At 42.4% G+C, this 24,195-nt stretch carries 23 protein-coding genes; 12 read left to right on the top strand and 11 right to left on the bottom strand.

Annotated features, from left to right (window positions below; genetic code table 11):
- The first annotated feature begins 226 nt into the window (after positions 1-226).
- The 3 genes from DFP77_RS04350 to DFP77_RS04340 all read left to right on the top strand — a co-directional run bounded on the left by DFP77_RS04350 (position 227) and on the right by DFP77_RS04340 (position 3,703).
- Positions 227-616, top strand: a complete 390-nt coding sequence (locus DFP77_RS04350) for a glutathione S-transferase C-terminal domain-containing protein (protein WP_309477156.1) — start codon at positions 227-229, stop codon at positions 614-616.
- A gap of 174 nt (positions 617-790) precedes the next feature.
- Complete coding sequence (locus tag DFP77_RS04345; RefSeq protein ID WP_114411067.1) at positions 791-1,651, top strand: glucosaminidase domain-containing protein; 861 nt, start codon at positions 791-793, stop codon at positions 1,649-1,651.
- A gap of 135 nt (positions 1,652-1,786) precedes the next feature.
- Positions 1,787-3,703: a beta-ketoacyl synthase gene (locus tag DFP77_RS04340; protein ID WP_114411066.1), complete on the top strand. Its 1,917-nt coding sequence runs from the start codon at positions 1,787-1,789 to the stop codon at positions 3,701-3,703.
- 34 nt (positions 3,704-3,737) lie between these two features.
- On the opposite strand, the gene DFP77_RS04335 is transcribed toward DFP77_RS04340, so the two are convergent.
- A complete protein-coding gene (locus DFP77_RS04335) occupies positions 3,738-4,634 on the bottom strand; it encodes a LysR family transcriptional regulator (protein ID WP_114411065.1) in 897 nt (298 codons plus the stop codon).
- 137 nt (positions 4,635-4,771) lie between these two features.
- Between DFP77_RS04335 and DFP77_RS04330 the strand changes: the two genes are divergently transcribed.
- Together DFP77_RS04330 and DFP77_RS04325 are read left to right on the top strand one after the other, a co-directional pair.
- A complete protein-coding gene (locus DFP77_RS04330) occupies positions 4,772-5,311 on the top strand; it encodes a YceI family protein (RefSeq protein WP_114411064.1) in 540 nt (179 codons plus the stop codon).
- 29 nt (positions 5,312-5,340) lie between these two features.
- Positions 5,341-6,216, top strand: a complete 876-nt coding sequence (locus DFP77_RS04325; protein WP_114411063.1) for a hypothetical protein — start codon at positions 5,341-5,343, stop codon at positions 6,214-6,216.
- Between the two features lie 7 nt (positions 6,217-6,223).
- On the opposite strand, the gene DFP77_RS04320 is transcribed toward DFP77_RS04325, so the two are convergent.
- The 4 genes from DFP77_RS04320 to DFP77_RS04305 form a co-directional block, all read right to left on the bottom strand.
- Positions 6,224-6,640: a hypothetical protein gene (locus DFP77_RS04320; protein ID WP_114411074.1), complete on the bottom strand. Its 417-nt coding sequence runs from the start codon at positions 6,638-6,640 to the stop codon at positions 6,224-6,226.
- 39 nt (positions 6,641-6,679) lie between these two features.
- On the bottom strand, positions 6,680-7,558 hold the full coding sequence (locus DFP77_RS04315) for an SDR family oxidoreductase (RefSeq protein WP_114411062.1): 879 nt from the start codon (positions 7,556-7,558) through the stop codon (positions 6,680-6,682).
- Positions 7,555-8,334, bottom strand: coding sequence for a TatD family hydrolase (locus tag DFP77_RS04310; RefSeq protein ID WP_114411061.1), 780 nt, complete (start codon positions 8,332-8,334; stop codon positions 7,555-7,557). The genes DFP77_RS04315 and DFP77_RS04310 overlap by 4 nt, the downstream gene beginning before the upstream one ends.
- 111 nt (positions 8,335-8,445) lie before the next feature.
- A complete protein-coding gene (locus tag DFP77_RS04305) occupies positions 8,446-10,002 on the bottom strand; it encodes a phosphoenolpyruvate carboxykinase (RefSeq protein WP_114411060.1) in 1,557 nt (518 codons plus the stop codon).
- Positions 10,003-10,558: 556 nt separating this feature from the next.
- On the opposite strand from DFP77_RS04305, the gene gnd reads away from it, so the two are divergent.
- Entirely contained in the window at positions 10,559-12,082 is a 1,524-nt protein-coding gene (gene gnd / locus DFP77_RS04300) for an NADP-dependent phosphogluconate dehydrogenase (RefSeq protein ID WP_114411059.1), read from the top strand.
- A 110-nt stretch (positions 12,083-12,192) separates the two neighbouring features.
- On the opposite strand, the gene DFP77_RS04295 is transcribed toward gnd, so the two are convergent.
- Positions 12,193-12,915 (bottom strand): RNA methyltransferase, encoded by a 723-nt coding sequence (locus DFP77_RS04295; protein WP_114411058.1) that lies wholly within the window; start codon positions 12,913-12,915, stop codon positions 12,193-12,195.
- Between the two features lie 260 nt (positions 12,916-13,175).
- On the opposite strand from DFP77_RS04295, the gene DFP77_RS04290 reads away from it, so the two are divergent.
- On the top strand, positions 13,176-13,964 hold the full coding sequence (locus DFP77_RS04290; RefSeq protein WP_114411057.1) for an inositol monophosphatase family protein: 789 nt from the start codon (positions 13,176-13,178) through the stop codon (positions 13,962-13,964).
- 88 nt (positions 13,965-14,052) lie between these two features.
- On the opposite strand, the gene DFP77_RS04285 is transcribed toward DFP77_RS04290, so the two are convergent.
- The 5 genes from DFP77_RS04285 to DFP77_RS04265 form a co-directional block, all read right to left on the bottom strand.
- Positions 14,053-15,108, bottom strand: a complete 1,056-nt coding sequence (locus DFP77_RS04285; protein ID WP_114411056.1) for a Gfo/Idh/MocA family protein — start codon at positions 15,106-15,108, stop codon at positions 14,053-14,055.
- 83 nt (positions 15,109-15,191) lie between these two features.
- On the bottom strand, positions 15,192-15,863 hold the full coding sequence (locus tag DFP77_RS04280) for a YceH family protein (protein WP_114411055.1): 672 nt from the start codon (positions 15,861-15,863) through the stop codon (positions 15,192-15,194).
- Between the two features lie 32 nt (positions 15,864-15,895).
- Positions 15,896-16,684 (bottom strand): sterol desaturase family protein, encoded by a 789-nt coding sequence (locus DFP77_RS04275; RefSeq protein WP_114411054.1) that lies wholly within the window; start codon positions 16,682-16,684, stop codon positions 15,896-15,898.
- Positions 16,685-16,745: 61 nt separating this feature from the next.
- Entirely contained in the window at positions 16,746-17,138 is a 393-nt protein-coding gene (locus tag DFP77_RS04270) for a DUF1801 domain-containing protein (RefSeq protein WP_114411053.1), read from the bottom strand.
- A gap of 76 nt (positions 17,139-17,214) precedes the next feature.
- The gene (locus DFP77_RS04265) at positions 17,215-18,369 is read right to left on the bottom strand and encodes a MalY/PatB family protein (RefSeq protein WP_114411052.1); all 1,155 of its coding nucleotides are present in this window, start codon (positions 18,367-18,369) and stop codon (positions 17,215-17,217) included.
- A gap of 324 nt (positions 18,370-18,693) precedes the next feature.
- On the opposite strand from DFP77_RS04265, the gene betI reads away from it, so the two are divergent.
- The 5 genes from betI to DFP77_RS04240 all read left to right on the top strand — a co-directional run bounded on the left by betI (position 18,694) and on the right by DFP77_RS04240 (position 24,156).
- A complete protein-coding gene (betI, locus tag DFP77_RS04260; protein ID WP_114411051.1) occupies positions 18,694-19,281 on the top strand; it encodes a transcriptional regulator BetI in 588 nt (195 codons plus the stop codon).
- A gap of 147 nt (positions 19,282-19,428) precedes the next feature.
- A complete protein-coding gene (locus DFP77_RS04255) occupies positions 19,429-20,364 on the top strand; it encodes a choline ABC transporter substrate-binding protein (RefSeq protein WP_114411050.1) in 936 nt (311 codons plus the stop codon).
- A 78-nt stretch (positions 20,365-20,442) separates the two neighbouring features.
- Positions 20,443-21,288: a choline ABC transporter permease subunit gene (gene choW, locus DFP77_RS04250; protein WP_114411049.1), complete on the top strand. Its 846-nt coding sequence runs from the start codon at positions 20,443-20,445 to the stop codon at positions 21,286-21,288.
- Between the two features lie 3 nt (positions 21,289-21,291).
- Positions 21,292-22,482, top strand: a complete 1,191-nt coding sequence (choV, locus tag DFP77_RS04245) for a choline ABC transporter ATP-binding protein (RefSeq protein WP_114411048.1) — start codon at positions 21,292-21,294, stop codon at positions 22,480-22,482.
- Positions 22,483-22,872: 390 nt separating this feature from the next.
- Positions 22,873-24,156, top strand: coding sequence for an MFS transporter (locus tag DFP77_RS04240; protein ID WP_114411047.1), 1,284 nt, complete (start codon positions 22,873-22,875; stop codon positions 24,154-24,156).
- Positions 24,157-24,195: the final 39 nt, after the last annotated feature.

Genomic DNA, 24,195 nt, shown 5'->3' with positions numbered 1-24,195 from the left:
CGGTATCGGCGAAGGAAAGCTGATTCATGTCATTCGGTCTTGAGGTAATGGTCAGATCGGCATTGTCTCATATTGGGGACTTAATCGCAGTTTCCCTAACGAATCGTCTGAGATAATTCGCATATTCAATCGAGCTTTCAATGAGATTACCAACAACCAACTCGACTTCTATCCAGAAAGCCAAGCCCTAGAAATAGATGAAATTAATGAGCGCATTTACAATACCTTGAACAATGGCGTTTATAAGTGTGGTTTTGCAACCACTCAGGATGCATACGAAGAAGCACTACTGCCCTTATTTGATACATTGGATTTTTTAGAAGAAAAACTTTCTAGCAATACTTATTTGCTCGGTGAGGAACAAACCGAAGCAGACTGGCGACTTTTCACAACACTCATCCGCTTTGATGCCGTGTATTTTGGCCACTTCAAATGTAACTTAAAGCGTATTTTGGACTTCCCGAAACTAAATGCGTATCTAAAGCGTCTTTATGAAACCCCAAATATTGCTAGCACTATCAACATGCAACACATAAAACGACATTACTACTTTAGCCATAAAAACATTAACCCAACCCAAGTTGTTCCTGTCGGACCAACCAAACTTTTCCTATAGCATCTTTACTAGAAGCAAAGGAATTAAGGTAAATTAAAGAAGCCTAAGCTAAAGTCTATTAAAGTCATCCTTTTTTAAGGATAATAGACTTACTTTTTATCCAATTTATTAAGATCGGTGCCCCCTAATGAAGGCGCTGATCTAAATAAAAACGCTTAGGACTTGTGGTTATTTATGAACAAAAAAATACTTTGGATTATTTCGTTTGCACTGCTGTTCATATTATGGATAAAAGCAGGTCCATTTCAAAGCACTGAAGAAGGCTCTAAAAATGACAGCGCCTCAACCTCAAATGAAGAGTCAGGCGAAGCCACTGCGGACGAAAAAAGCTACTTTAAGTCTCACCCAATATCTAAAGAGACCCCTGATTTCGCAGCAATCACAGACGTTAAAGAGCGTAAACAAGCCTTTTTTGAATTCTTAACACCCTTTGTCAATGAGAAAAACACTCTGATACTCAAAGACCGTGAGCGCTTAACCAGCCTATTAAACAGCAACAAAAAGTTATCAACAAAAAACAAAAAGTGGGTTTCTACTCTTCGCGAAGACCACAAAATGATCAAGCTAGATAACTATTCAAAAGATGACTTAAAAGCATTACTTAAGAGGCTCGATATCATTCCTGTATCACTAGTACTAGCACAAGCAGCCAATGAATCAGCATGGGGAACCTCTCGCTTCGCCACAAAAGGAAACAACTTTTTTGGTCAGTGGTGCTTTAGAAAAGGTTGTGGCTTAGTCCCTGAATCCCGAGACGAAGATGCAGATCACGAAGTGCGAAAATTCAATGATGCCCGCGAATCTGTTTTTGCTTACATAGATAACCTAAATACAAACGCTGCTTATAAAGCACTTAGATCGTCACGAGAAGAGCTCAGACAAGACAAAGAAATAATCACAGGTCTTGCGCTTGTGCATGGGCTAGAGCTCTACTCACAACGCGGCCTCGCCTACGTAGAGGAAATTGAAGGCCTTATAAATTACAATAAACTTTGGCGATTCAATCGAGTTCAGCCAAATCAAGAGCCACAGTAACCGTTCAAATAATTCGCAAATTGTCTAAATTTCAATGTATTGTTGCGAAATTACCTTAATGCGGGGTGGCTAAGCGTCACCCCCTTCATTACAATACCGTAATATTTTACCCACTCATAAAACGAGGAAATTCAATTGGCCCGTTTACCTGTTATTGTTGGCTTTGGCGGAATCAATTCGGCTGGTCGTACCTCTTCACATCAAGCATATCGCCGTATTGTCTTTGACCTCTTGCCAAGTTCAATACAGCAGGATGTTTTACTCGACCTCGCCACTATCACCAACATGGCCGAACACAAAAATGGCCTGTGGTATACCGACGGTGGGGAAGCATTAGACGCCGCAGCATTGGTTGATAGCATTGGCGAATCTCTCCTTGCTCGCACTTTAATTCGCCGCATTCATCCAAGTTTATTTGACGTTGACCATGTGGTTCTTCACAAGTCAACGACACTGCAATCAAACCAAAGCGATGAAAAATTAAGCTTCACAATTAAAACTCGCTCTTTACCAAATGAGCGCCCGACGAACTGGCACGTAGTCGAGCTATCCAGCACATTAAGTGAAGTCACTGTCGATGGAAATCTAGAAGCATTCATTAAAGATACTCGTCCACTCTCTGTAAAAGCGGCAGGACAATTGCCAACAGGTTTTGACCCATCAAAGTTGTACCAAAGCCGAAACCATCCTCGTGGCTTACAAATGACTGTTTATGGCGCCTCAGATGCCATCAAAAGCAGCGGGATAGATTGGGAAGTTATTCGTAGCAAGGTGTCCCCTGACCAAATGGCCGTCTATGCTGCCAACTCTATTGGTCAAATGGATGACCTAGGCTTTGGCGGTATGCTTAAATCTGCATTGATGGGAAAACGAACTACATCAAAGCATTTGCCGCTTGGCTATGCGCAAATGCCTGCTGACTTTGTTAACGCTTATATCCTTGGCAGCGTAGGAAATGTTGGTACTGCAATTGGTGCCTGCGCAACCTACTTTTTCAATTTAGAGAAAGCCATAGAAGGCATCAAATCCGGTAAATTCCGAGTAGCTATGGTTGGCGGTAGTGACGCCCCTATCACACCAGAAATTATTGAAGGCTTCAGAACAATGGGAGCCCTAGCGGAAGATACTGCACTGCTTGCTCTAGACCAAATTAGCAATCAAGAAGAGCCAGACCATACACGTAGCTGTCGTCCATTCGCGCAAAACTGTGGTTTCACCATCGGAGAATCCAGCCAATGGACACTCCTAATGGATGACGAACTGGCGATTCAGTTAGGCGCTGAAATTTTTGGTGCAATCCCTGCCGTTTTCTCACACGCTGACGGACACAAAAAATCCATATCTGCACCTGGTATCGGCAACTATTTAACCATGAGCAAAGCCATGGCTTACCTACAAAACATTATAGGTAATGATGGCTTAACACAGCGCACCTTCATTCAGGCTCACGGTACAAGCACACCACAAAATCGCATTACTGAGTCTCATGTACTTAGCAAAGCAGCCGTCAGTTTTGGCGCAACAGAAATGCCAGTTATCGCTATGAAAGCGTTTCTTGGACACTCTCAAGGCACAGCTGGCGGCGATCAACTCCACCTATCTTTAGGGGTTTGGAAAGATGGCATTCTGCCTGGTATTACAACATCACACGCTATTGCCGATGATGTATACCGTGATGGTTTGAAGTTTCAACTTAAGCATGAAGCTTATGGGAAAGATTATTTTGATGCAGCTCTGCTTAACTCTAAAGGCTTTGGAGGCAATAACGCCACAGCCGTACTATTATCGCCTCAGCAAACAATGAAGATGCTGAAAAAGCGCTACAGTGTAGAAGAGATTAACACATACACAGCTAAGAACGCAGAGGTTGCAGCGGCCGCTGAAGAATATAACCAATCTAGCATTCGTGGCGAAGTTCTTCCAATCTATAAGTTCGGATTTAATGTTCTAGGTGGTGAAGAACTTCACATCACTGATCAAGAAATTCGCTTACCTGGCTATGACATGCCGGTAAACCTCAGCATAGAAAATGAGTTTAGCGACTTAAAATAATGCAACTCTGAGATAAAAACTAACCAACAAACAGCTAAAACTGTATGTTGGTTAGTTTTTCTTGTAAGAAATCTAAGAGCAACCGCGTTTTTCTAGACATTAGTTTTCTTTGTGGGTAGATAGCATAAAACCCAATTTCATACCCCTTACAATGCGGCAATAGATTAATCAGTTCGCCTGACTCAATGTATTTCGCCACCAAAAAATCTGGTTGATAAATAATCCCCAGGCCAGCCACAGCGAATCGCGTCAAAGCACCGCCGTTATTGGCAGAAAAACCACCAGAAACAGACACTGTTTGAGACTCACCGACCTCATTCGTCAACGTCCATCTATTTGGTATTGGGGCGTTGCGATATATTAGGCAAGAGTGTTTTTCTAGATCTGCCACAACACTAAGTGAGCCGTGTGCAGCGACATATTCAGGCGAGGCGCACACAAACCCGGTTGAATAGCAAAGCGGTCTTGCAACAAACTGATCGCCACCTAAATGACCACCACGAATCGCGATATCCACCCCGGATTCTGTCATATCAACACGCTTATCACTGAAATCAACATCTAGCTCGATTTGAGAGTACATTTTACTGAATTCATCCAGTAAAGGCACAAGGTGCGACAACCCAAAATCCATCGGTACACTCACCTTAAGTAGACCTTTAGGCTTTTTAGTTAATTCACCAATTTCACCTTCCGCCTCTTCAATCGCCTCCATTATGGCAATGCAGTGCTGATAATATTTGCGCCCCGCATCTGTAACACTAATATTTCGAGTATTACGTTGTAAAAGCTTAGTGCCTAGCTCCTCCTCTATAGAATTAATATAGCGCGTCACCATAGGCCTAGATATCCCAAGTGAATCGCTAGCCAACTTAAAACTTTCCGCCTCAAAAACTCGGCAAAATACCTTCATACCTTGAAGCTTATCCATTCATTCTTTTCTCCAAAAAAAGTTCCACCTAAATCATTTCTTATTAAGAAATATTGAATTGTATTTTAGGCCGATTATTTATTAATAAAAACAAATTACACTACTCATATTGTTGAATCAAATCGAGGAACTAAAAAATGAAAATGATTACTATAAGTGCATTGGTACTGGCTTCCAGCGTAACTATGGCAGCTGATTATAAGATTGACCCAGCCCATTCCGCTGTCACCTTCAAAGTTGGACACCTAGGCGTTAGCACAACACCAGGTCGCTTCAATGAATTTGAAGGCGACTTTTCATACACAGAAGACAAAACATCAGGAAGCGCCTCTTTTTCCATCAAGACAGCTAGTGTCGACACTAATCATGAAGCGCGTGATAAACACCTGCGCAGCCCAGACTTTCTAGATGCCAAGCAATTCCCTACATTGACCTTCAAAAGCACACAATTTGACGGCAAGACATTAACAGGTGATTTGACTCTACACGGTGTGACTAAGCCGGTGAGCTTTGACGTTAACCAAATTGGCGAAGGCAAAGACCCATGGGGTGGCTACCGTGCCGGTTTTGAAGCAAAAGCGGTAATCCAACGCAGTGACTTTGGTATCACTTACTTCATTCCAGGCGTTACAGATCAAACAGAAATTGAAGTGTTTATCGAAGGTATTCGCCAGTAACTGTAACTCATTAAGGAAGCAGAACGATCATGTACGAAGAAGCCAGCAACTCATCGGTGCTTATGTTATTACATACGGCAGTTTACCCTTTTCTCGCCGCACTAATAATCAGCGTTATTGCTGCTAAATTACTACGTGCATCGTCTTACCTTGGTTACATTGGTGGCTTTATTGCCGGACTCAGCCTGATTCACTCAGGCTTGAGTTTCCCGCCAGCCCAAGCCATTGACTATTACAGCATCACAGCATTAATCGGAACAGTGTCTGTACTTTGCTTTACCAATATTCGACAGACGATATCACGCAACATCCTAGGGCTAGTGCTATTTGGCTTATCCTTTTACTTACTACTAAACCCAGTCCTTAAACATACGGGATTACTTCTTAGTCTAAGTTGGGCTGCGACAAGTGCGATCGTCACCCTAGTTTATAACCTACTGCAGGTGCAACCGAAAGAATTGAAATTAGGCAATGACAAGGCTGAATGCAAACTGTCTGTTCTTTTACCAACAGTTGGACTCATGATTGTGGCAGGCGCAGCCGCACCAGTCATTTCTATTGGCGGCAGCTTACTAATTGGACAATTATTAGGTGCACTAGGAGCAGCTCTTTTTGCTTATGTGGTTGTTAGTTATCTAACAAAAGCCACACAAGTGTTTAGCTGTATCCCTGCGTCATTACTGTTAGGAGGATTAATCACGCAGAGCCACGTACTTGCAGACATCCCTCTTAGCGTCATCTTACTCATCACAGCAAGCGTATTTATTACACCAATTGCAGTAAGATTCAGTTCAGAGTTGACCAACAAACAGAGCATCGGCGTAATTTTCATTCAAGGTGTAATCAGCCTTTTAGTGAGTGGATTTTGCTTGTGGCTAGTTTGGCCAGAAAGCAGCCTATACTAAAAGCGATTTAGTCCTTAAATATCGAACGCGAAGCGCGCCATAAAGGCAATATGATTGCTGCTATGGCGCTATTTGCTGCCCCATATGACAATAGATATAAGGTATCAGACAAACCAAGCTCTAAGTAGATACAGAGGAAAGCAGTATTAGGTAAAACCCCAAACAGCCACAAACCTATCACCAAGAAAAAGCGCCCTCCTCCAGAAAAGCCCTTCACTCGGCTTAATAGCCAAACCGTAAAGCTTAAGTACACAAGGGAAGATATGACAAATGCTAATATCAAGCCAATAGCTAGCTGACTAGACTCCATATCCCATGCAAAGCGGTCTAAAAATGAAGAAGGTGCTGACACATACCAAACACCTCCAAGGATAACCTGAAGGATAAACACCAACATAACCGCTTTTTTATTTACCTTGTACACATCAGCCCCTTTCACTTATTAATTCCAGCTCACACGCTGTTAACTGGTTTTGTATAATTCCTTCACTAGATTTCGTAATTTTGATCGCCATGGTCGCTGCTTTATCCCAAAGTGATTAAACACCTTTCGACAAGATAACGACTGACGCTGCATCGAAGAAGATTCTTGAGCTTCCGGAAACGAATCACCGATTGCCTCAACTTCCACTTGCGCTTTAGGATCAAACTGCCCAGAAGTCGCAAGAATAGCCTCAACCAAACGAATCCAACTGATTTCTTCCGCACAACAATAATGGTAAACACCTTTATTTTGCGCACCGTAATATCCCTGATTCACCATAGATAAAATAACGCGGACCAAATCCGATACCGGAGTCGGGCTACCAATTAGATCATCTTTGTAGGCAAGATTAACACCATCCTGAATCAAACCAAGTGTTCTACATACAAAGTCATCACCTTGACCACTAAAGAGCCAACCTGTTCGCAACACAATATTATCTGGATTACTAAGCACAATAGACTCTGCCGCAATCAGGGCTTGAGCATAAGGCTCTGTGCTATCAGGTTCATCCGTTTCAGCATATGGTGCATCTTTATTGCCCGAAAAAACTCTAGCGCTACTAATCATTATCAAAGGCGCACTGGCTTGCTCATTAAAGTAACGCAAAGTCGCTTGCAATTTTACATCATCACTCTGCAAGGCATAACGCAAACTTAATGCATCAATAACAACATCAAACTGCATTGCATCTAGTTCTTCCCTTCTAGCAACATCCAGCAATAATGACTCGTCTGGGCATAGCCATAAAAATTCACTCTTTTCTTTTGATAAACTTAATAATGACGACCCTACTTCCGTTCCACTCCCCAACAGGAGAATGCGTATAGGAGCATTAATATCAGATGTAGTATTCACAACGAACCCTCATTCCACTTAGGCAAAACTCTAAGTAGATTATCACATGTCTGCATAGCGATCAGCTCAACATTTTCTGCTCTTATCGTTGCCACGCACTGCGCAATCAAGGGAATAGAAAGTGGTGTATTTATTTCTCCCTGAAAACCATTAAGAGGCATATCAGGTGAATCCGTCTCAAGAACAAATGCCCGACTGTCCAAAGCAGCCAGAACACGATGGGCTTTTTTCGCCCTTGGATAAGTAATTGTACCGCCAATACCAAGCACAAAACCAAGGTCTAAAAATCGCTTCGCCTGCTCAAGGCTGCCATTAAAGGCATGAATCACGCCACCCTCTTGAAACTTCACATTTCTCAAACATTTCAGTACTAAGTCATAGCTTTTCCTGGAATGTACAATAACAGGCAATTGCAAAGATTTAGCCACACTCAATTGCCTAGAAAAAAAATCAATCTGTACCGCCATATCAACAGCATCAGGCCAGCAGTCCAACCCGATTTCACCAACAGCAACCACTCGGCTACTTTCACATTGCTCGCCAAGCAGATCAACCTGAGCTAATTCAGCATTCCGCAAGAAATAAGGGTGCAGACCATATGCCGCTCGCCACTCGGGATAATTCACAATGAGTGACGCTAATTTAGACCAACTGGAATGCGTGGTCGCCGGTACTAAAAAGCCGCCGACGCCACTTGCTAGACAACGCGACATTAAAGCGTCACGCTGATCATCAAATACATCAAAATCAAAATGGCAATGACTATCTATATACATACACAAAAGATTACATGATTTAAGGAATAAAGCACTATTTTATAAAATCGACAAAAACAAAAAAGCCGTGCAAAAACGCACGGCTTTATAGGAAGCCTAATAAAAACAAGCTTAAAGTGTTGGACCAGCCTTCACGATAGCATCAGATACGGTTTCGAATTTCTTAAAGTTCTCAACAAATTGAGAGATCAAGTTCTTCGCTTGAACCTCATATGCCGACTGATCAGCCCATGTTTTACGAGGGTTCAACAAAACACTATCAACACCAGGAACCTGAGTTGGCACATCTAGGTTAACATCTGCTAAATGCTCAGTTTCAGCATCAGCCAATACACCAGATTGAATGGCAGAAATTACAGCACGAGTCGTTGGAATACTAAAACGCTTCCCACCTTGACCATGAGCACCACCAGTCCAACCAGTATTGACTAGATAAACTTTACTACCAAACTCTTCGATACGTTTTATCAAAAGATCTGCATAGACATCAGCAGAACGCGGGAAGAAAGGCGCACCAAAACAAGTAGAGAATGTTGACTTAATACCTGTGCCAGCCCCCATCTCGGTGGAACCAACAAGCGCAGTGTAACCACTCAAGAAATGATACGCCGCCGCTTCTTTTGTCAGAATAGACACTGGAGGAAGAACACCAGTCAAATCACAGGTTAAAAATATAATCGCATTTGGCTCACCAGCACGGTTATCTGCAGCGCGCTTCTCAATATGCTCACGAGGATAACCAGCACGGCCATTCTGCGTCAAAGACGTATCAGCGTAATCAGCAACACGTGTATTAGGATCTAGAACAACGTTTTCAACGATAGTACCAAATTTAATCGCATCCCAAATGATCGGTTCATTCTTTTGAGAAAGGTCAATCGTTTTAGCGTAGCAACCACCTTCAATATTAAAAACTGTGTCTTTACCCCAACCATGTTCATCATCACCAATCAAAAAGCGCTCAGGATCTGCAGATAAAGTGGTTTTACCCGTGCCAGACAAACCGAAGAATAAAGTCACATCGTCTTCTGTACCTACGTTCGCAGCGCAGTGCATTGGCAACACTTCATAAGCTGGCAACAAATAGTTCTGCACAGAGAACATAGCTTTTTTCATTTCACCAGCGTAACGCATACCCGCAATAAGTACCTTACGCTCAGCAAAGTTCAGAATCACACAACCATCTGAATTGGTGCCATCGCGCTCAGGGTCACAAACAAAGTTTGGCGCATTAAGAATCTGCCACTCACCTTTACTTGACGGGTTATAGACGTCAGGACGGATAAATAAATTACGACCGAACAACTGATGCCAAGCTGTTTCAGTGCGCATTATTACAGGTAAATAATACTCATCACCAGCACCAACATGAATGTTAGATAAGAACGATTCTTGACCATCAAGGTAAGCAGCCACACGATCCCAAAGCGGAGCAAATTTTGCTTCAGGGAATGGACGGTTAACTGGTCCCCAATGGATGCTGTCTTTACTGGATGTCTCTTCCACAATAAAACGATCCATAGGTGAACGACCTGTACGAGCGCCAGTTTCAACAACAAGCGCACCGTTATCGGCAAGAACCCCTTCGCCATTCTGCAGGGCTTTTTCCACCAACTGCGGCGTGGTTAAATTTGTATGAATAGTCGCTACGTCTAATGCGGAGTTCATTTTGCTAAATCCTCTGAACGATAAAGATTGTCTGATCACTCTTATAAAAAATGCCTCTATACGACAACACCAAATATTGCGTCATATAAAACACTCAGTTATAGGAAGTTTTTTTCGGTGAAAAACATAGTAACAAAACAATCTAAAAAAAAATATTGTTATAACAATATGTTATTTTATTACCATTTTGAAACTTTTAAATATCACATAAGTCATTGTTATCTAATGTTTTATATGAAATTAGACGAGCTTTCCTAACAAAATATACTCAGGTACTGTTTGTTGAGCGCCAAATTTATGTAGTTTTCTTTCTTTTTTGTCACCTTACGACTAAATAGAAATCTTCTTACTGACTCACATACCTACAATAATCATCAAACCAACCGCATATCTATGAACGACAAAACCATCTAACTTGTAAGGTTTCTATTAAGAAACCTCAAAAAAATACAATTTTTTGAATTTTTCTTGCCTCTAGTATGTCCTGAATCATCGCGCTTCGTGGTAAGATTCTTTCTTAAATTTCCCCAATTGTTCAAAAGGTTGATCGATATTTATGTTAAAAACAAATCAGAACTGCAATATTGGATTTGTCGGCCTGGGTGTCATGGGTAAAAACTTGGCCTTAAATTTAGCTGACCATGGCTACCGAGTTGCAGGTTTTGATCTTGACACACATAAAGTGCAAGACGTTCTTGATACGGAAGCCGCTGAACGTCCCGCTTCATCAACAGAAGCTCGTATCATTGGTAGTTCAAGCATGGAAGACATGCTATCCAACCTTATCAAGCCTCGCGTTATTGTTGTTCTCGTTCCTGCGGGAAGCCCTGTAGACGCTGTTTGCGACGGCTTAATTAAAGCGGGTCTAGAGCCAGATGACATCGTTGTAGACTGTGGTAACAGCCAATGGACGGACACCATCCGCCGCGAGGCGGACTACAAAGAAAAATTCAAATTCTTTGGTACCGCCGTTTCTGGTGGTGAAGTGGGTGCTCGGTTTGGCCCATCACTTATGCCAGGCGGTGACGCAGACTCTTGGAAATACCTACAGCCAATGTGGGAAGCCGTTGCTGCTAAAGTAGACGCAAATGGCAAACCTATTGTTAGCAATACTCCTGGCAAACCTGTTACAGAAGGCGAACCTTGTACTGCTTACCTTGGACCAAACGGTGCAGGTCACTATGTAAAAATGGTTCATAACGGTATTGAATACGCTGACATGCAGCTTATTTGTGAAGCCTACCATTTGTTACGCTCTTTACTTGGTTACGAACCTGAAGAAATCGGTAAACTGTTTGAAAAATGGAACCAAGGTGTTCTAAACAGCTACCTTGTTGAAATCTCAGCAGATATTCTTCAACAATACGATCAAAAAACAGGCGCACCACTGGTTGATATGATTTTGGACAGCGCAGGTCAAAAAGGCACAGGTCGCTGGACATCGATAAGCGCAACTCAAATGGGTGTCCCTGCTGGTATTATTAGCGAATCCGTTTACGCTCGAGCGCTAAGCACATTAACAGGCGAACGTGAGCTCGCTGCCAGCAAACTTGTTGCCGACTTAGACAGTGGTGAAATCGAGGCAGAAGAAGTAGAAAAAGCGATAGAAGAAGCGCTTTACTGCGCAAAAATCTGTGCTTATGCTCAAGGCTTCCAACTCATGCGTGCGGCTGAAAAAGAATATGACTGGAAATTCAACTTCAGTGATATCGCGAAAATCTGGCGTGGCGGCTGTATCATTCGTGCTTCTTTCCTACAAAAGATTGCTGACGCATTTACAGAAAACCCAGAGCTTGAAAACTTATTGCTAAGCGATTACTTCGCAGACGCAATGGCAAGTAAACAAGCAGGTCTTCGTAAAGCCGTTGTTCTTGCCGCACAGTCAGGCATTCCAACTCCGTCTTTCTTCTCTGCCTTGGCTTACTTCGATGGTTACCGTTCTGAAGTATTGCCTGCCAACTTACTACAAGCGCAGCGTGATTATTTTGGTGCTCACACCTATGAACGAGTGGACGCAGAGCCAGGCCAAAAATTCCATACCCATTGGCAAGAAGAAGGTCGTCCTGAGCGCAAAGCTTAAGACCAACACATAGTTCAAAAAAAACGCTGACTTAGTTATAAGTCAGCGTTTTTTGTTTCAGCTTAAGATTCTGGCTTCTGTTTTTAACAAAGTATTGTCGAGCACAGTCGTCATGACTTCATTTTCTTTTCCATAGAAGACAACATACCTCTCAGCATACCAACCTCCTGCTGATCCAACCGAGAGCGCTGAAACATACGACGAAAACGCGTCATGACCTGCATCGGCACTTCTGGATCAAGAAATTCTGTCTGTACTAGCACTTTTTCTAGATGCTCAAGCAGATAATCGATTTGCTCTACGTTCGCCGCTGGCACATCCCATTTACTTGCTACCACAGGAGCATCTTTCATCAACAAAGATTTCATTCGTAGCTCGTACGCGATAACTTGCACTGCTGCGCCTAGATTCAAAGAACTAAAGGTCTCAACAGACGGAATATGCACATGATAGTTACAGCGCTGCAATTCTTCATTCGTCAAACCTCGATCTTCACGACCAAACACAAACGCCGTGACCAAGCCTTCATCAAACACCAAATCTGCTGCTTGTCTTGGATCAACCAAAGGCCAAGGAATATTGCGTTCACGCGCACTAGTACCAATCACCAGCTGACAATCCGCCAACGCCTCTTCTAACGTTTCAACGACAACCGCATTCTCCAAAATATCGGTTGCACCAGAGGCTCGGCTTACCGCCTCATCGCTAGGGTATTGCTTCGGTGCCACAAGATAAAGCTCTGCTAACCCCATATTTTTCATTGCACGAGCAGCGCCACCAATGTTGCCTGGGTGCGATGTATTAACAAGGACTATTCTTACTTTGTTTTGCATTTTATGAGGTACCAATAGTAGCAGTGGGACAATGCCACGTATCTTAACAGATATTTATGCCAAAGCCGCAAATCGATCAATTTTCGAACAAATATTTCCTAGTAAAATGCAGACGATTAAGATAGAATTCGCGCTCTTATTTAGGCGCTCGGTTTTAATAGATAAAACGGAGACTGCCCGCTCTTTAACACTTTATTTGGCAACTTATCGTCTTGTGGACGGTATGTGCATTTTAATGACGGAATAATTGACGGTAAATTATGCAACCTAGAATCAATGTCGCACTAAAAGCAGCTCGTGCCGCTGCAGAATATATAGTTCACTCTCAAGAGAAACTGCTTTTTGACAAAGAACAAGGCCAATCAGCAGAACAGGTTTATCAGACTGTTTGCTCTGGCGCTGAACGTAGCATTGTTTACCACCTAGAAAAAGCCTACCCAGCAGACACTATTACTACTCGCCTTCAAGGCTCTGTACAAAATGGTGAGGAAGGTGAATGGATTATTGATGCGATTCAAGGTCAGCACTTATTTTCACGTGGCCTAACTGGTAACGTTATTACTATGAGCTACCTAGTTGCCGGTAAAGTGGAGCACGCTCTTGTACTAAACCCTCACACTAAAGACGAGTTTTACGCGAGTAAAGGTCGTGGTGCTTACCTAAACAATTCACGCATTCGTAGCAGCTCTGCACGTACATTAGAAAATGTAACTGTCGCAGCTCAATTCCCTGCAACTGACCGTCTAACACCATATTTGTCTGGTCAATTTGCCGTGCTCACTGACATTGCAGAGCAAGGCGCTCGTGCCGTTATGCAAGACTCTCCAGCATTGATGCTTGCTAACGTAGCTGCTGGTCGCCTTGACGCCGCTTGGGGTATCAAACTTCAAGAGTGGGAGATGCAAGCACCGCTATTTATCGCAAAAGAAGCAGGTTGCCTATTCGCTGGCTTTGATGGCTCTCCAAGCCTTGAAAAAGGCGACGTATTATGTGCTGCGCCACGTTTGTTCAAAGTACTGCTACCAACGCTTAATAAGCACCTGAACTAAGACTTACCCTTAGCTCATAAAACGGACAAAAAAAGGCTCTTTTCAGCGATGAAAAGAGCCTTTTTTATTTAGCACTTGTTTTCAATAATCAATGCTTATGATGATGGCTATGCTCATGATGATGTTCATGTAAATCTTCTTCATCATGGGGATGGCCTTCACTCTCTTCACCCGGATAGTACAAACCTATGTCTTGACGAATCTCATCTAGGGTTGCAATCAATTCTAAACTGTTCTGCCAGCTATGATTAGGGCTTTGAATTAACCCTTCTTCAAGACAGCGGTTCACTTCATCCACTTCAAATTGGTAACCATTTCCAGGAAAGTCAAATTCTACAACTCGTTCTTTATTATCTGCACTAACAACGCGACAGGATTTTGCTTTGAACCATTCAGAATCGATCTCAATATAGCCTTTAGAACCAGAAAGCATAGCGCGGTTCGGGTTACATGAAATCAAAGACGCATCCAAAGAAGCGAGCTGCCCACTTTCCCACCCTAATAGTATCTGCTCGAACAGATCCACTTCTGTGTCGCCAATAACGGCTTGGTTCTGCACAAAGTCCGGCTTACCGAAAAATAATTGTGCTAAGAACACCGGATAAATACCAATATCCAATAAAGCGCCGCCGCCGAGCTCAAGATTCATCAATCGATGATTAGGATCAGTCGGGCCAATAAAATTAAAACTTGCTTGAATGCTGTTTAAATCGCCAATTTCGCCCTCTTCAACCCACTCTACTACTTGCTCTATAACAGGGTTAAAGCGTGTCCACATAGCTTCCATAACAAACACGTTATGTTCTAAAGCTAAATCGTAAAGGTCCTTAGATTGCGCCTCATTGATAGTGAAAGGCTTTTCACACAATACCGCTTTACCCGCCAAAATACAGGCTTTGGTCAAATCGTAGTGATACACATGAGGAGTGGCAATATAAATAGCATCAACCTCATTGCTGTTAATCAAGGAGAAATAGTCGACAAACGCTAACTCAATATCGAACTCAGCAGAAAAAGCATCTGCAGACGCCTTATCACGAGAAGCAACCGCACGAAGTTCGCCTGCTTTGACATGACAAAAATCACTGGCAAATAAATGCGCGATTTGACCTGTACCAATAATACCCCAGCGTACCTTCTTCATAGGATTCTCCCCATTAACTTAATAAAGCATTAGCGCCCGAAGTAATCGCGCAAATATCTCGCTAAGTTTGACGCTAAAAAAGTTTATAGTCCACTCGCATTTTCAAGCTGTTGAATATATTCATTTAATTCTTGTATTTGCACCTCTAATTCAACTATTCGAGCTTCCAATTGCAGGGTGTTCTCGTCATTTTTGCTTGATGCTATTGAACCTGCAACATCTCCACTTAGTGGATACTCAGACTCGGAACAAAAACACTCTTGGTAGCGTTGTTCACGCTTTCCAGGCTCTTTTGCTAACTGGCAAACATAAGGGCCACCCCTTTTAGTTTGTAGCGACTGCAAGGCCAATTCCACTTCATCACGAGACTGGAAAGTATGTAACCTACCACTGCGTGAACGAAGCTCTCCCGGCGTTTGTGCACCTCGAACAAACATCAGACAAATGATCGCTGTTTCTGGTGGCGATAACTGTAAGTCTGAAAACTCCGTATTACAAAACCTGTGCTGGTATTTACTAACGCGACTATGGGAAGCGTTAATTTCAGTGACTAAGCCACGAGTCACTAGAGCATCCAAGGCATCTTGAACGTCCAGTTCTGACAGTTGAGTCACAGGCTCGCGATTGGACTTTTGATTACAAGCATTAACAAGGGCATTCAAACTAAGAGGATACTGATCTGGCGTGGTTATCTCTTTTTCCATAAGGCAACCAATAACACGCATTTCGATAAAATTTACTTCGTGATAACTCATAGGGTTCCCTAACTGCTTCTTATTTTTCGTCTTTAACGATGCTTTTTTAATACGGCAAAAGGCATCACCAATACGTCTTTTAACGATGTGGGTTGATACGTTTTTGTATCCGGCAGTCCTATTTTTAAGTGCTCATCTCCTTCTAAGGCGTTATTTCTTTTACTTCTAAAAAGCGCATCCCAAATACTGAGGAAAAAACCGTAATTACTGTTTGCTTCAAGGCTCACTCTTGAATGATGTATGCGATGCATGTCAGGAGTGACCAGCAACTTCTTAGTCCATACTTCGATAATAACAGGCAATCTTACATTGGTGTGATTAAACATAGCCGACGCATTCAATAAAATATCAAACGCCAACACAGCTTCCACAGGAACACCCAGTAACCAAACAGCCAGCCCCTTAATAAATAATGACAATACAATCTCGATAGGGTGAAAACGGACTGCTGAGCTGACGTCTAGTTCTGGATCCGAATGATGGACACGATGAATTCGCCATAAAATAGGAATACGGTGAAACAACCGATGTTGCCAATAAATAAGGCAATCCAGCCATAAAATACTTAATAAGAACACTGCCCAAAAAGGCAAACCCAACCACCAGAGCACACCAAACTCCGTGCTGAAGAAGGCAATAACAGACAGTAATAACGGCTGAATTACTCGAACACAAAGCGTACCTAACGCAAATAAACACACATTGTGACGCCAACGCTGACGCCACTGTAACAGCGGGCTCCTTGGTCTCAGCCACTGCCACAAAACCAAAACACTGAATGCAAGAAAAAACACACCAATCCGAACAGTGAAATCTATCATTCAGCAAGTAACCTAGTTAAAAAACTGTTATAAAACCAAATAGAAAAATCTACCTTTACTGTTATTGAACAAGATCTGGAGGATCTCGATGGTTCAGCAAAAAATGGACTTTGATTTGCCCAAAAAGCTCTGCTAATACATTGAGGTTAATCTCATCCAGCCGATGAATAATAAGGCAATTATCACCAAATTGAACATGCGGTAATCGTTCGACAAAAGGATACAAAACACTTAAGTCAGAAAAATATATACACAAATGATCTGACCGTGCGGCCACACCATAGAGCCAACTTGAGTTCTGCTGAAAATACGGAATTCCTAAATCACCAAGCAACTCGGCGTCAGGTGCAATTAACTCCATCATATCAATTATTTCCAACAAATCTGCCCGCATTGCAGGAGAGCTATGCTGAATATACTGTTTTACAAAATCACTCGATGCTAAGGTCAACATAAAAGCCTCTCTTTACATTAAAAAAATAAAAAGGACCTCAACCATGAAGACTTAACCACTTGAAAAGCATGATAAATTACATAAACTTATGCGTTATTAGTGCTTCTTCAATACGAGTTATCGCTTGGGTCAGAATCGATTGGGGACATCCAAAGTTTAGGCGAACATAGTTCGGATTACCAAAATCTTTACCATTTGAAACACCAACGCCCGCATCAACGAAAAATTGATATGGATCATCCAACGCCAAAGCAGAAACATCTATCCAAGCCAAATATGTCGCTTCCAAATGCAACATTTTTAATGGTGTTGCTGTGAGTCTTTGAGCCAATAAATCTCGATTTCCTTTCAAATACGTGAGCAGAGCTTTATGCCATTCTTGCCCCGTCTCATAAGCAGCCGTAGCGGCCGTTAAGCCAAGCATATTGGGTGATGGAATAAGACCTGCTCTTTTTTTATTAAAAGCCTGACGTAATTCTGCGTTGTCTATGACGGCAAAGGCATAACCTAACCCTGCAATATTGAATGTTTTACTTGGCGCCATTAAGGTAATCGTACGATTTGCAGCATCCTTATTTAGACTCGCAAAAGGCACATGTGGCAAATCGTCCAAGATCAAATCGCAATGAATTTCATCACTAACAATCAGCAAATCATACTTTTCAGCCAGTGCATGAATGCTCAATAACTCAGCTTTTGTATAGACAGTTCCACCTGGATTATGTGGATTGCATAACAAAATCATTTTACTTTTCGGATTCGCACAAGCGGCTTCGAGTTGCGCCATATCAGGCACCCAACGGCCATCTTGGGTACACATATCCACATGCAATAAGTCACGCCCAGACCATTGTGGCGCCTTGGTTAAATGGTAATAAACAGGCCCAGGTACAACGACCCCCTCACCCTCTTTAGAAAAAACTTGAACACTTAGATGTAGAGCACATACCAAACCAGGTAAATGCACCAAATTTGACGCGGAAACGTTCCAATTATAACGATGTAAAAGATGTGACTGTATGGCTTTCTCTAACGCCTTAGGTGTATGGGTATAACCATAAACACCTTCACTAACCCTTTGATTTAATGAATATTTTATACAGTCAGGTGAATCAAAATCCATATCAGCCACCCACATTGGGAGAACGGTTTCAGGGTATTTAGACCATTTATCACTGCTGGTATTAAATCGATCTATTACAGTATCAAAAGTAGAAGAAGAGACAGCCATTAAATAACACTCCAGTCATATATTTCGTTTTATAATTAACATAACCTAAGAGACAAACTCCAGTAATAATCTGACGAGTAAATAAGATAGACACGCCCAAAAATCAGAAGAAATAAGCCTAAAAATCCTTATTTCTTATCTTAAAGCGACACATTAGCAGTCAAAAAAGACTAAAAAAATTTTAAATGGCTAAAAAGCTTTTAAAATCAAAGCGTTAAATTTATTAGAGTACTAAGTTTTAGATTTGTCAAGGGTTGACCTAAATTGCACAATCGGCCTAGTATAGTTTTCATTAAACGGCTGTTTAATAAAAAAGGATCCAGAATGCCAAAAGTTGGAATGCCTGAAATACGAAAACCTCAGCTCATCGAGGCCGCAATAAAAGCCATAGATAAATATGGTTTTGCGGGAGCGACAGTCAGTGTTATTGGTAAAAAAGCAGGTGTATCACCCGCCATCATTAATCACTACTTTGGTGGTAAAGATGGTTTGTATGAAGCAACAATGAAAAGCCTAATCCGTGAATTTTTTGACGGGTTATCAGTAGAAATAACAAAAACAAAAAACAAGTCAGCAAAATATAAAGTAATGGCCATTGTAAAAGCCAGTTTTAGTCAGTCTCAGACTCACCCTCAAGTCGTTAAAGCTTGGATGGGGTTTTGGGCGTCAGCAATGCACACACCTTCTTTATATCGGTTACAAAACGTTTATTCAAAGCGACTAAATACCTCGCTTGTGTGTGTGCTAAAAGAAGAATTCGAATTACAAGAAGCACGTAGCATTGCCCTCACAGTCGCTGCATTAATTGACGGCATGTGGCTAAGGGGCTCACTTGCAGGCGGAATTGATAAAAAAGAAGCCTCTGAACAAATACTAAATTATTTGGATTTGGTGTTCAAAAGTCATCACTGAACACCTTAATACCTATATTTACATCATACATTTTTGAGCAGCCTTCATTTATTCGCTGCTTAACGTTTTAGGAGTTCACACTCAGTGTTGCTATTAAACACTGTATTCGCTCATTGATTTTGAGTTCAATAGAAAGAGGATAAGGTTATGTTAAATAAGGCAAAAAAGACCGCTATCGCCATTAGTATGGTAAGCGTTTCGGGGCTAACAATAGCCGCAGAGTGTTCTACTGTACGCTTTTCAGACGTGGGCTGGACAGACATTACAGCGACAACCGCCGTAACCAGCGAAATCGTCGAAGGCTTAGGTTACAAAGCCAAAACGCAACTATTATCGGTTCCCGTGACTTATACATCACTTGCAAACGGTGACATTGATGTCTTCCTAGGCAACTGGATGCCTACCATGCAAGCGGATATCGAACCTTATCTTAAAGCTGGCACTGTTGAAGACCTTGGTCCCAACCTAGTCGGCGCTAAATACACGCTAGCAGTAAGTAAAGATGCTTTTGATGCTGGTGTTACACACTTTTCAGACATAGCCAAACACCGCAAAGAGTTTTCTGGTCGCATCTACGGCATTGAACCGGGTAATGACGGCAACCGCATCATCCAAGACATGATCGATTCCAATGCGTTTGACTTAGGTGACTTCCAACTAGTCGAATCAAGCGAAGCCGGCATGCTTTCTCAAGTAAACCGAAATACTCGCCGCAATAAATGGATCGCCTTCCTAGGTTGGGCGCCACATCCAATGAATGCCAACTTCAAAATGGAATACCTATCCGGTGGCGATGACTACTTTGGTCCAGACTTTGGTGGTGCCAATGTTCATACCAACATCCGTAAAGGTTTCATCCAAGAATGCCCAAATGTCGGCAAACTTATTACTAACCTAACCTTCTCTTTACCTATGGAAAACGAAATCATGGGCGCCATCTTAGACGACGGCAAAAAGCCTAATATCGCAGCAAAAGAATGGTTAAAAGCCAACCCAGACGTCCTCGATAATTGGCTTAAAGGGGTTACTACTGCCTCTGGTGATAACGGCCTTAGCGCTGTGAAATCACATCTAGGCCTGTAATACATCACTTGCATAACATCGCATTCTTAGTCACACACGGCTAAGAATGCGTCATCAACCTATCGGGAGAACACACATATGAATTGGCTGACGGATAATAAAATCCCTCTTGGCGCTTGGATGGAAAACTTTGTCGACTGGCTGGTGAGTGCGGCTTCCGTGTTTTTTGACCTTGTCTCCCTCACCCTAGAAACCATGATCGTTAACATGGTCGATGCGATTGAATATCTTCACCCACTCGCAGTGATTGCCATCATTCTAGTGGGTGTTTGGTTCCTACATCGTAGTATTAGCTTAATCATCTTCGTCACCTTATCCCTATTACTAATCATAAATATGGGCTATTGGATCGAAACAATACAAACCTTAGTGCTGGTTATCTCAGCGACCGCAATGAGCGTTTTGATTGGTGTTCCTATTGGTATTGCTGCTGCCCATCGTCCTTGGCTATACACCATATTACGCCCGGTGTTGGATTTAATGCAGACAATCCCAACCTTTGTTTACCTGATCCCAACATTGATTCTTTTCGGCTTGGGCTATGTCCCAGGGTTAATATCGACCATTATATTCGCCATTGCCGCACCAATTCGATTGACCTACCTAGGTGTCAGTAAGGTTCCTAATGAGCTCATTGAAGCTGGTTTGGCGTTTGGCTGTACGAAATCAAAGCTGCTTTACAAAGTTGAACTACCCGCTGCCATGCCAAACATCATGGCCGGTGTCACCCAATGTATTATGCTGTCTTTATCCATGGTGGTGGTTGCAGCCTTGGTCGGAGCAGATGGTTTAGGTAAGCCAGTTGTCAGAGCACTAAACACGGTAAACATTTCCCAAGGCTTTGAAGCAGGTGTCGCCATTGTATTGGTTGCCATTATGCTAGACCGTATTTGTAAGTCGCCATCATCTAAGAACGAGGGGTAATTTATGGCTGTTGTAACAATTGAAAACGTAGACATCGTCTTCGGTGACAATAAAGCAAAAACACTCCCACTGATGGACAAAGGTCACTCTCGTGATGAAATTCTAGGAATAACTGGCGACGTAGTTGGTGTACAAAATGCCAACATAGAAGTAAATGAAGGTGAAATCTGTGTCTTGATGGGGTTGTCAGGGTCAGGTAAATCTACCCTACTGCGCGCCGTCAATGGCTTGAATAAAATCGCCCGTGGTCGTTGCCTTGTAAGAGATGGCGACAAAATGGTCGATATGGCCAAATGTGATGAAACAAAACTACGCCACATGAGAACCCATAGAGTCTCCATGGTATTTCAAAGCTTTGCTTTAATGCCTTGGCTCACAGTGCTCGAAAACGTTGCTTTTGGTTTAGAAATGCAAGGTATGCCGAAAGCAGAACGACTTGAAAAAGCACGTGAACAGCTCAAAATGGTGAGCCTAGATAAATGGGCAGACAAAAAACCCGATGAGCTTTCTGGCGGGATGCGTCAGCGGGTTGGTTTAGCAAGAGCCTTTGTCATGGATACAGACGTATTACTAATGGACGAACCCTTTTCAGCGCTTGACCCTCTAATTCGTTCTCAGCTGCAAGACGAACTCATCGAGCTGCAGAAACGCCTTAATAAAACCATCATTTTTGTGAGCCATGACCTAGACGAAGCCTTAAAAATCGGCTCCAAGATTGCCATTATGGAATCGGCTAGGATCATTCAGGAAGATGCCCCAGAGCAAATCGTCCTAAATCCAGCTACTGAGTACGTAGAAAGATTTGTTGCGCATACCAACCCTTTAAACGTACTACGCGGCCAATCACTAATGACGCCTTTGGCTGATTTGGCAGTGAAAGATGGCAAAATCATCATCAGTGATGATATTTCAATGACACTAGAAAATGGTAAATTGACTTCAGTACAAGGATCACAAGGCGAAATCCCAACAGCTCGCTGGACACCTGAAACCATCATCGCCAATGTGTCAGATAACACGGTTTTTATTGTCCCTGCCAACATCGCCATGCGTGATGCCGTCGAGATCCGTTACCACTCTAATCACTTATTAGTATTGGAAGAAGCAGGTCAATGCATCGGCATTCTCAACGATCATAATTTTTACCATGCGCTACTTGGTAAGCATTTTGGCCGTGAAGAAGCCGCAGCATGATAATGTGCTCTAGCTAAAATAAAGTTAAAAGGCTAGATGGAAACATCTGGCCTTTCTTATTTATAGTAACCCTCTGTTTAAGTCGTTTTACATCAAGGAGCAATATGCTGAGTGTATTTGATTAAGGTTATGGGCTTTAAGCATGAAAAGTGGTTCGAAAAAAGAATCCAACCAGAAAGGTACGTTGTTTGCATCTCAAATTTAATGACTCAAAGCATTAAATCAAACGGCCTAATGACCTAAGAAACAAGCATTTTAATCTGCTATCTTTTAAGTCTAAGATTAGTGATTGCAATCAAGAATTCTGTCGGTATAGTCAGCCGAAATATTGATCAATCTAGGTCATTATTTAACTTTTTATTGCCAGCTAAAACACATAAAGGACACTGAATGTTAAAGCAAACCCTGATTCCAATTTGGAGCCTACTTATAGGTATTGCCGTACTCACTATGGCAAGTGCTTTGCAAAGTTCACTTATTGGTATTAGAGCTTCTATTGAGGGGTTTAATACAACTGCGACAGGTTTAATCATGTCGGCATATTACCTTGGCTTTATTTTGGGCTCCCTTTTAGTACCAAATTGGGTCAAAAATGTTGGTCATATTCGCGTGTTTGCTGCAGTTGCATCATTAGCATCCGTTACTATCCTAATGCAATCCATGGTCGTTAACCCATGGTTCTGGATGCTTATGCGGATGGGGACGGGCTTGTGTTATGCGGGTCTCTTTATTGTTACCGAAAGCTGGCTAAACGACATTGCAACCAACAAGACTCGTGGCCGTTTATTTTCGATTTATATTATCGAAATCTGGGCAAGCCAAACAATTAGTCAGTTCTTATTAAACTTATCCTCTCCTAGTGGATACGGCCTGTTTATTTTGACCTCGGTACTAATCTCCTTGGCAGTGGTTCCTCTATTATTAGTGCGTACTCCTTCTCCAACCATTAATATTCCAGAAAAACTCAATATTATTGGTTTAATTAGAACCGCTCCGCTTGGTGTCACCGGTGTCACCATTGCAGGGGCAACCTCTGGTGCCTTACTGGGGCTGGGTGCGCTTTATGCAAAAAGCATCGGCATGGACATTGTTGAAATTTCATTCTTTATCGGTGCCAGTTACGTCGGTGGGATGTTACTGCAATGGCCAATTGGTAAACTATCTGACCGCCAAGACCGTCGTGTCACCATTCTTTGGGTTGGCGTTGTTGGCGCCATTGCCGCTTTCATCGTGCCGCTCGGCGGCACGATGAACAACCAAATATTAATGATGATTGGCATGTTTGCAGTGGGCGCATTTACCTTCCCAATGTACTCGCTCGCTTCCTCTCACATGAATGACCAACTTCGCCCAGAACAAATTCTCTCTGCCAGTAGCGGCATGATATTGCTAAATGGTATTGGTGGTATGTTAGGGCCTCTGGTTGCAGCAGCCCTAATGGACACCATGCGCATAGATGCTTTGTTCTGGTTCGTTGCCGGTTTAAACATCTCCGTAGCATTGTTTGCTGTGTATCGAATCAAGCATCAGCCAGCGATGATCATCGAAGAGCAAGGAGATCAAATCCCAGTGGCATTGACCGTTTCATCTGTTGCTACAGCGGAAATGTTAGTTGAAGCAGATTCTTCAACAGTGACTGAAGAAACCTCTCACGAGGTTGAAATCAAACTTTAGTCCATTCTATAACTGGCGATCATAAACAACACAGCCCTT

Source organism: Marinomonas foliarum, from assembly GCF_003337275.1.
GTDB classification, from domain to species: domain Bacteria; phylum Pseudomonadota; class Gammaproteobacteria; order Pseudomonadales; family Marinomonadaceae; genus Marinomonas; species Marinomonas foliarum.
Note: the sequence above shows the minus strand (reverse complement) of the source record. Positions and strands in the feature narration are given on the sequence as shown.

Coding starts and splice junctions, on each gene's coding strand:
- DFP77_RS04330 (WP_114411064.1), top strand. CDS start 4,772: ATGAAAATGATTACTATAAGTGCATTGGTACTGGCTTCCAGCGTAACT.
- choV (WP_114411048.1), top strand. CDS start 21,292: ATGGCTGTTGTAACAATTGAAAACGTAGACATCGTCTTCGGTGACAAT.
- DFP77_RS04285 (WP_114411056.1), bottom strand. CDS start 15,108: ATGAAGAAGGTACGCTGGGGTATTATTGGTACAGGTCAAATCGCGCAT.
- DFP77_RS04345 (WP_114411067.1), top strand. CDS start 791: ATGAACAAAAAAATACTTTGGATTATTTCGTTTGCACTGCTGTTCATA.
- DFP77_RS04305 (WP_114411060.1), bottom strand. CDS start 10,002: ATGAACTCCGCATTAGACGTAGCGACTATTCATACAAATTTAACCACG.
- DFP77_RS04290 (WP_114411057.1), top strand. CDS start 13,176: ATGCAACCTAGAATCAATGTCGCACTAAAAGCAGCTCGTGCCGCTGCA.
- DFP77_RS04295 (WP_114411058.1), bottom strand. CDS start 12,915: ATGCAAAACAAAGTAAGAATAGTCCTTGTTAATACATCGCACCCAGGC.
- choW (WP_114411049.1), top strand. CDS start 20,443: ATGAATTGGCTGACGGATAATAAAATCCCTCTTGGCGCTTGGATGGAA.
- DFP77_RS04265 (WP_114411052.1), bottom strand. CDS start 18,369: ATGGCTGTCTCTTCTTCTACTTTTGATACTGTAATAGATCGATTTAAT.
- DFP77_RS04275 (WP_114411054.1), bottom strand. CDS start 16,684: ATGATAGATTTCACTGTTCGGATTGGTGTGTTTTTTCTTGCATTCAGT.
- DFP77_RS04280 (WP_114411055.1), bottom strand. CDS start 15,863: ATGAGTTATCACGAAGTAAATTTTATCGAAATGCGTGTTATTGGTTGC.
- DFP77_RS04335 (WP_114411065.1), bottom strand. CDS start 4,634: ATGGATAAGCTTCAAGGTATGAAGGTATTTTGCCGAGTTTTTGAGGCG.
- DFP77_RS04325 (WP_114411063.1), top strand. CDS start 5,341: ATGTACGAAGAAGCCAGCAACTCATCGGTGCTTATGTTATTACATACG.
- gnd (WP_114411059.1), top strand. CDS start 10,559: ATGTTAAAAACAAATCAGAACTGCAATATTGGATTTGTCGGCCTGGGT.
- DFP77_RS04310 (WP_114411061.1), bottom strand. CDS start 8,334: ATGTATATAGATAGTCATTGCCATTTTGATTTTGATGTATTTGATGAT.
- DFP77_RS04240 (WP_114411047.1), top strand. CDS start 22,873: ATGTTAAAGCAAACCCTGATTCCAATTTGGAGCCTACTTATAGGTATT.
- DFP77_RS04255 (WP_114411050.1), top strand. CDS start 19,429: ATGTTAAATAAGGCAAAAAAGACCGCTATCGCCATTAGTATGGTAAGC.
- betI (WP_114411051.1), top strand. CDS start 18,694: ATGCCAAAAGTTGGAATGCCTGAAATACGAAAACCTCAGCTCATCGAG.
- DFP77_RS04270 (WP_114411053.1), bottom strand. CDS start 17,138: ATGTTGACCTTAGCATCGAGTGATTTTGTAAAACAGTATATTCAGCAT.